We start from the raw sequence: 457 nt of genomic DNA, 5'->3' as shown, positions 1-457 counted from the left end.
GTTTGTTAGGGGATGGGAAAAGTCCGGGATATAAGACCGCCGTTTTCTTTTTAAAAGTTCCGGTATGGGGGATTTTTTTTTTATTAAAGAGGGAATTGTCTCAAGGATTTTTTTGTTATCTGATAACCGATGGTAACGGGAATATTTCGTAACCTGAACCGATCAAAGCGTCAAGTAACGCCTCTATCCGCTGAAAAAGATATTCGTCTCTGCCGCCGGGAAGCAATCCAAGCCGTATTGGGATAATTGCGCCGGATTCCCTTTTTTGAATAATTTGTTCGATCATTTCAGCAGGCGGGATTTGCCGAAGGTTTAGCCTTAGCGCGTCTTCCCTTGACATCCAGTCTCCGGGATCGATGCTTCTGTTATTGGTGGTGTCTCCTGCGGCTGCCGCGGCGGCGTTTCCGGTGTCGGAAGTGCGATAGAACGGGGGGTGCCAAAGGATAGAGAGTTATTT

General features: G+C 47.0%; 1 protein-coding gene. It reads right to left on the bottom strand.

All coding sequences use genetic code 11. The features are described 5' to 3' along the window. Window positions 1-115 precede the first annotated feature (115 nt). Window positions 116-340 carry a hypothetical protein gene (locus ACYVRA_RS08815; RefSeq protein ID WP_461252342.1) on the bottom strand — a complete coding sequence of 75 codons (225 nt, stop codon included), beginning with the start codon at window positions 338-340 and terminating at the stop codon, window positions 116-118. Window positions 341-457: the final 117 nt, after the last annotated feature.

Source organism: Treponema sp. R8-4-B8 (genome assembly GCF_054786175.1).
The sequence above is the reverse complement of the archived record's forward strand: the minus strand, read 5'-3'. Positions and strand labels throughout refer to the sequence as shown.

What these genes read in the sequence shown, in the direction of transcription:
- ACYVRA_RS08815 (WP_461252342.1), bottom strand. Translation starts at nt 340, where the DNA reads ATGTCAAGGGAAGACGCGCTAAGGCTAAACCTTCGGCAAATCCCGCCT.